This is a genomic window from Deltaproteobacteria bacterium, assembly GCA_026388545.1.
GTDB lineage: Bacteria > Desulfobacterota > Syntrophia > Syntrophales > UBA2185 > JAPLJS01.
Genome location: JAPLJS010000058.1, coordinates 52,573 through 58,700 on the forward strand (window position 1 = coordinate 52,573; position 6,128 = coordinate 58,700).

The 6,128-nt window shown below is 46.8% G+C and carries 9 protein-coding genes; 1 reads left to right on the plus strand and 8 read right to left on the minus strand.

What is annotated here, in order from left to right; translation table 11 throughout:
• The first annotated feature begins 1 nt into the window (after position 1).
• The gene (locus tag NTW12_07085) at positions 2–931 is read left to right on the plus strand and encodes a patatin-like phospholipase family protein (GenBank protein MCX5846107.1); all 930 of its coding nucleotides are present in this window, start codon (positions 2–4) and stop codon (positions 929–931) included.
• Between the two features lie 6 nt (positions 932–937).
• Here the strand turns inward: NTW12_07085 and NTW12_07090 are convergent, their stop codons facing one another.
• The 8 genes from NTW12_07090 to NTW12_07125 form a co-directional block, all read right to left on the minus strand.
• Positions 938–1,147 carry an SAP domain-containing protein gene (locus tag NTW12_07090; GenBank protein MCX5846108.1) on the minus strand — a complete coding sequence of 70 codons (210 nt, stop codon included), beginning with the start codon at positions 1,145–1,147 and terminating at the stop codon, positions 938–940.
• A gap of 82 nt (positions 1,148–1,229) precedes the next feature.
• On the minus strand, positions 1,230–1,916 hold the full coding sequence (locus tag NTW12_07095) for a LytR C-terminal domain-containing protein (protein ID MCX5846109.1): 687 nt from the start codon (positions 1,914–1,916) through the stop codon (positions 1,230–1,232).
• Between the two features lie 41 nt (positions 1,917–1,957).
• Entirely contained in the window at positions 1,958–2,950 is a 993-nt protein-coding gene (gene glk, locus NTW12_07100) for a glucokinase (GenBank protein MCX5846110.1), read from the minus strand.
• Between the two features lie 30 nt (positions 2,951–2,980).
• The gene (locus NTW12_07105; protein MCX5846111.1) at positions 2,981–3,304 is read right to left on the minus strand and encodes a divalent-cation tolerance protein CutA; all 324 of its coding nucleotides are present in this window, start codon (positions 3,302–3,304) and stop codon (positions 2,981–2,983) included.
• A 25-nt stretch (positions 3,305–3,329) separates the two neighbouring features.
• Positions 3,330–4,100: an RNA methyltransferase gene (locus NTW12_07110; protein MCX5846112.1), complete on the minus strand. Its 771-nt coding sequence runs from the start codon at positions 4,098–4,100 to the stop codon at positions 3,330–3,332.
• Positions 4,101–4,261: 161 nt separating this feature from the next.
• On the minus strand, positions 4,262–5,461 hold the full coding sequence (locus tag NTW12_07115; GenBank protein ID MCX5846113.1) for an FAD-dependent oxidoreductase: 1,200 nt from the start codon (positions 5,459–5,461) through the stop codon (positions 4,262–4,264).
• A gap of 3 nt (positions 5,462–5,464) precedes the next feature.
• Positions 5,465–5,596, minus strand: a complete 132-nt coding sequence (locus tag NTW12_07120) for a lycopene cyclase family protein (protein ID MCX5846114.1) — start codon at positions 5,594–5,596, stop codon at positions 5,465–5,467.
• A 231-nt stretch (positions 5,597–5,827) separates the two neighbouring features.
• A partial coding sequence (locus NTW12_07125) for a prolipoprotein diacylglyceryl transferase (GenBank protein MCX5846115.1) occupies positions 5,828–6,128 on the minus strand: 301 nt, incomplete at its 5' end.

Below are 6,128 nucleotides of genomic sequence, written 5' to 3' on the forward strand. Positions count from 1 at the left end.
GTTGAGAAAACGCATTGGTCTTGCACTTGGGGGTGGAGGAGCACGGGGGCTCAGCCATATCGGTGTGTTAAAAGTGTTTGAACAGGAAGGTATCCCTATCGATGTTATTGCGGGGACCAGTGTTGGCGCTATGGTGGGAGGGGCTTATGCCGGCGGCGTTGCGTCTGAAGAGCTGGAGCGAAAAGTACACGAGTATGTTAACGGCGCCGAATTTCAAGCTTCAACTATTAAAGCCATGGCAGATATATATGGCAGGGAGCAGGAGAGTCTGACACAGAAGATTCAAAGTTTTTTGAAGAATCAGTTTTATATCGTTCAGATGTTGTTCAAACCCGGGATCCTTTCAACCGACGATTTCCGGTTCATGATTAATTATTTCATTCCTGACATACAAATAGAGGACACCCGTATCCCGTTTCGTGCCGTGGCGACGGATCTGATAACCGGCGAACAGATAGTTTTTTCTAAGGGGTCTCTCAGGCAGGCGGTTATGGCAAGCTGCGCTGTTCCCGGGGCTATAGAACCTATCAGGGAGGGGAAAAGACTTCTTTCCGACGGTGGTATCGTCAGCCTGGTTCCCGTTAATGTCGCAAGGAAAGAAGGGGCCGACATTGTAATTGCCGTAGCCGTAGATCGTGACATCCGCACTGATGAAGAATTAAAAACAGTAAAAGACATCTACTCCAGGGCCTGTGAAATAACATCCGGCAAACTGGAAAAGTATGAGTTGATGGATGCCGACATTATTATTCGGCCCGATGTAAAGAATCTACATTGGGCTGGTTTTTCTCAGGCTATCGACCTTGTAAAGGAAGGCGAAAAGGCAGCAAGGGAAATGCTTTCCAGTATCCAAAATAAACGGTCCTTTTTTAAATCATGGATCAACTCCATTAAGGATATGGTAACCCCCATAGGAATCATTAAAAAGTAATGATGACTAAGCAGTCTTGTTGCTTTCGTTCAGAGGTACACAATCATCCCTCCACAGGCATGTTAGTTCCTGACAGTGTTCCACTCTGGAGGATCCAAAGCATTCAATATTATTTTCTGACCTCTGAATTGCCAGGATCATATCCCTTTTTTTCATCTGAAAAGTATTGACGCCCATTTTTTTGGCCATCTTTTGAATTTCGTTGTACTTCATCATAATTTCCTCCTGATATCGTTAATCAGTATTGTTCGAAAATTCCCTAAACAGGCGTATAGTATGTTAACGTATAACCGTGAAGCTATGGCACCGCCACAACAATGATATGATAAACTGAAGTCCACGTTAAAGGTCTGGAGACCGTATCTCCTCCTAGCCGGGCCTCCAGTTGCTCCGCCTCTTTCTGATAATCCGAAGCATAATAAATTGTATTTTCTCTAAAATCTGTGCGAGCAGCTATACCTATGTCTTCAATCTTGTAACCCATTCCGATAAGTTTCTTTGACATGTCTCGTGCAGGAACCAATTTGCCATTTCCACTCAAGACTTTTATTTTAAAAGTCTTGAGATCGATCAGTTTCCTTTGAAGAGCGGGTTTTTTATCGGGTATTTTCGTTGCTTCATCTTTTTTTGAAATATCTGCCTCTCGGATCTGCTTCTTTTTTTTCAGTTCAGGAACAGAAACCTCCTCAGACTTTTCTTTGACGGCAACTTGCTTTTCTTTAACAGGCGCTTCCTGGTCGGTCAGGGACTCCTCTTCCGTTATCGCTTTTGCCTCTTCTTTTTGTTTTACCTCTTTTATCTGTTGCAATTCCTTCTTTAACGCTTCCAGTTCCTTATTTAATGCTGACATCTGCTCATTGATCTGATCGATTGACGCCTTGGACTTTCGCAATTCTTCTCGTGCGCTCCTGTCGGAATATCTCGGCGAAATGCAGCCCGAAGTTGTTAAACAAAATACCAGAGCAAAAATACATAATATTCTCATATACATTGTTCACCTCCAGTATGTGCTATGATATGAAAGGTTTAACAGTATTCAAAACCATAACATGCTGCACCGAAAAGAGCAACTTTTGGATTAAGAATAACGAAAACCGGCATTTGTGAAACCAGGTCAGACAGGCGCCCTTTATGCCTGAATGATTTCATAAACAGTCCCTTTTCCAGAAGCGGCAATATGCGGCGGGGAATGCCCCCCCCTATATAAACCCCGTTTGTGGCAAGTACTTTGAGGGCGATATTTCCTGCTTCTGCTCCTAAAATAGAAATAAAGAGGTTGAGAGTCATTACGCAGAGATCGCACCGGTTCTCATGATCTAAAGCGTTATTTGTAATAACTGGTACAGGGTCCTTTTCGCGGGCCAGCGTTTCGGACAGCCAGGATGGTTCTTCGGCATAGCGCCTCTCACGGAGAAAGCAATAAATATTAAATATTCCCAATCCGGAACAAACACTTTCATAACTGACGTGGCCGAGTTTCTCTCGAAGGTAACTCAGCAATTCAGTCTCAAGAACGTCGTTTGGTGCAAAATCCGCATGACCACCCTCTGAGGGATGTCCTCTGTATCGTTTTCCGTCCCAGGTCAGAAATGCCTCGCCAAGACCGGTGCCCGGGGCAATAACAGCCAAATTTCCCCGGGAAACCGGCCTGCCTTCGTTTAAGGTAGAGAGGTCCGATGACTCAAGCAATGGCACTGCACAGGCAATCGCTTCCAGATCATTCAACAGTCTTACAGACGACAGCTTCAGATCTTGGATAAGTTGCTTCTCATCGATGATCCACGGCAGATTGGTAACTCTGGAGCGACCTCCTACAACCGGCCCTGCTACACCGAAGCAGGCGGCATCTGCCGGGAGATTCACTCTATCGACAAATTCTCTGACGATGGTTGTGAGGTCTGGAAATTGTGCACTGGAATAGTCTGCCTCTGCCAGAGGTAAACGTAAACCCCTTTCACGGGAAAAAATACCCAGGCGAGTCTTTGTTCCACCAATGTCACCGGCAAGGAGTAAGGTCATTTTTCGCATCACATAATTACGGTGAAAGCATTATTTTTCGATGAGTTCACCCTGTAACCATTCCAGATAATCTCCGCTGCCTGCGACAATGGGTACCGCTATGATTTCCGGTACCTCATAAGGGTGAACCGATTTAATGACCCTTTCAATTTCTTCATACAGGTCACCCCTGCTTTTTATCACGCACTGCCACTCCTCGGCCGTTTCTATGTTTCCTTTCCAGCGATAGTTGCTGGTAATGGGTCCCGCAATCTGTACACAGGCAGCGAGCTTTTTCTCAACCAGGGTCATGGCTATTTTTTCGGCATCTTCCTTCTTTTCCGTCGTTGTAATGACCTGAATATACGACCCCATTTTTCTCACCCCTGTCCCCTGACCCCTATTTTGTGCATTCATACATCATAATTGCCGCCGCCTGAGGCAGACTGAGGGAATCCGCCTTTCCTGCACCGGCGATGTACCATTGTTCGTCAGTCAAACGGATCAGTGATTCCGGCAGGCCGTGACTTTCACTGCCCAGCAAAAGGGCTGTTTTTTGAGTACACGCATGTGGCATTATCCCTTTCCGTATGTGACTGCCGATAAGAAAATAACGTTTTTTGATTACCGGCAGGGTTTCAGCAAAATTGACGTCCGGCATCACGGTCAGATGGAAAAGACTTCCCATGGCGGACCGTACAACTTTGGGATTTGTAAAATCTGCCGAACCGGTACTGAGTATGATTGTTCTGAAGCCAAACCAGTGGGCTGTGCGTACCACGGCGCCCAGATTGTTGGGATTGCTGATCTGATGCAGCAGCAAAATATGACCGGTATTATGCTCCAGCAATTCGACAACATCGGTGCGTGGAGGCATGGCAACGACAGCCATGATTCCCTCCGGCGCTTTATCCTGACTTAGTGTATCCCACCCCCTTTCTGATAAACCGTAAACGTCGATTCCTTCCGGAACGGTGGATAAGAGAGTATCCCACTGTGGCCTTTTTTTCTCGATCACCAGAATTGCGCTGGTTTGCCATTTACTGTTGAGTAACTCCTGGACTACCTTGTAGCCTTCCGCCAGAAAGAGACCTTCCTGATGGCGGTACTTGACCTGACTTAACTTTTCCCACAATTTCAATTGTGATCTCAGTGGTCTCAGCAGCTTCACATCAAGTACATATCCCGTTTATATTAGGTTCTTTTCCCATTTCATTGCAAAGAGGATTCGAGGATTCAAGGGGTTTTTTTAAGCATTTCACTTGAATCCTCGACCCCTGGACTCCTTGAATCCTGAAGATGCCATCAACTTTTTTGGCAATGAACTTTATATTATAACTTTCGCATTAACTCCTGCGCCGCAATGTGGATGGGATCCCACGCCGGACCGACGGGAGGTGAATAGGCGAGGTCGAGGTACGCGATTTCATCAAGACCCATACCCGTCCAAAGGGCACAGGAGAGGGTATTGATCCTGCTGACCGCACCTATCGTGCCGACTGCCTGGGCGCCCAGGAGTTTTCCCGTCGCTCTGTCAGCCACCAGTTTTATTCCCAGTCTCTTTTCTCCCGGCATAGATCGGGCGATGGCATTTCCCCAGATAATGGTGCTGACAGGATGATATCCTGAGCTTATCGCTTCCGACTCATCGAGTCCGGTTGCAGCAGCCTCAAGAGAAAATATCTTGAAAGACTGTGCACCGACTACACCCGGAAAGATCATGGAACCTCCCCCGATATTGCGACCGGCCACACGCCCTTGTTTGTTCGCCACATCACCGAGGGGGATATGGACCCAGCGATGGCTCACACGGTGATACACCTCGCAGCAGTCGCCCACTGCGTATATTCCTTCTTTTGACGTGCCTTGGGAGAAATCAACCTGTATGGCTCCCGTTTTCCCGATTTGCAGGCCAAAATCGCTTGCCAGTTTCACGTTCGGTCTGATCCCGATGGCTATCAGGATCATATCTGCTTCCCTTTCACCCTTACTTGTGCTCAGTCGGAGCCCGTAATCCTTTCCCTGTTCTATTGCTACCATTCCGGTATCCCCGGAAAAGGTTACATCATGGCGGTTCAGTTCCTCCATGACCATGTTTGAAAATTCAGGATCCCACCTGGCAGCCGGACGGGGTACCAGGTCAATAACCTGTGTCTCAATGCCGCTGGTTCTTAGTGCCTCACTCATCTCCATCCCGATAAAACCGGCGCCCACGATAATGGCCTTGCGGCACTGTTTATCTCTGATAAAGGCCTTCATCCGAATTGCATCATTGAGTTTCTTCAGGGTAAAGACCCCTTCGAGTTCAACACCCGGGATTTTGGGAACAAATGCGGATGATCCTGTTCCCAGTACCAGGATATCGTAAGGAACAGAGGTTCCGTCTGATAAGCGAACCGCTCTCTTATCGGTATCAGCTCCTTCCGCAAGGGTGTTTAATCTTACTTCAATTCCTGTTTCTCTGAACTTTTCCGGTGTTCTTGCAATGAGACGTTTTTCATCCTTGATTACATCACCGATGTAATAGGGCATCGGTCAAGCGGCGACCGAAGTATACGGGCCGCCTTCGACAAGAGTAACAGACAGGGATGGATCAATCCGTTTTGCTTCCGCGGCGACTGAAGCGCCGCCTGCGCCACCGCCAATAATTACCACATTTTTACTCATGGTATTATTTCTCCTTTCGCATTGCGTGTGCTTAGATATTTTTTTCGGTTCTTCTCCCATTAAGTTGCAAAAAGGATTCGAGGATTCAAGGATTCAAGGGTTTGTTTTCCAATGATTTTATAAGTGCCTTTAATTCTTTGTAGTTTCTATGCATATCACTCGAATCCCCGAATCCTTGACCCCTTGAATCCTTTAAAATGCCGGCAACTTTTTCGGAGATGATCCTTATTTTTACGTCGTCTTTTTCTTTTGCTTCCAGTTAAACAGATAAACACCTGCGCCTGCGAGCATCATCAGCATACAGAGCATCTGACCCATACTGAATATTCCCCATATCAGGCCCAGTTGTGTATCCGGCTCCCGGTAAAACTCGATGATGAAGCGAACGAGGCCATAACCGATGAGATACAGGGCAAAGAGAAACCCGTCAAAAGGACTTTTTTTCCTGATGCTCCAGAGGATAATGAAAAGGACGATTCCCTCAAAAAAGGCCTCGTAAAGCTGAGAAGGATGGCGGAGCTGATGGCTGAAG

Coding starts and splice junctions, on each gene's coding strand:
- NTW12_07090 (MCX5846108.1), bottom strand. CDS start 1,147: ATGATGAAGTACAACGAAATTCAAAAGATGGCCAAAAAAATGGGCGTC.
- NTW12_07095 (MCX5846109.1), bottom strand. CDS start 1,916: ATGAGAATATTATGTATTTTTGCTCTGGTATTTTGTTTAACAACTTCG.
- glk (MCX5846110.1), bottom strand. CDS start 2,950: ATGACCTTACTCCTTGCCGGTGACATTGGTGGAACAAAGACTCGCCTG.
- NTW12_07105 (MCX5846111.1), bottom strand. CDS start 3,304: ATGGGGTCGTATATTCAGGTCATTACAACGACGGAAAAGAAGGAAGAT.
- NTW12_07115 (MCX5846113.1), bottom strand. CDS start 5,461: ATGCCCTATTACATCGGTGATGTAATCAAGGATGAAAAACGTCTCATT.
- NTW12_07120 (MCX5846114.1), bottom strand. CDS start 5,596: ATGAGTAAAAATGTGGTAATTATTGGCGGTGGCGCAGGCGGCGCTTCA.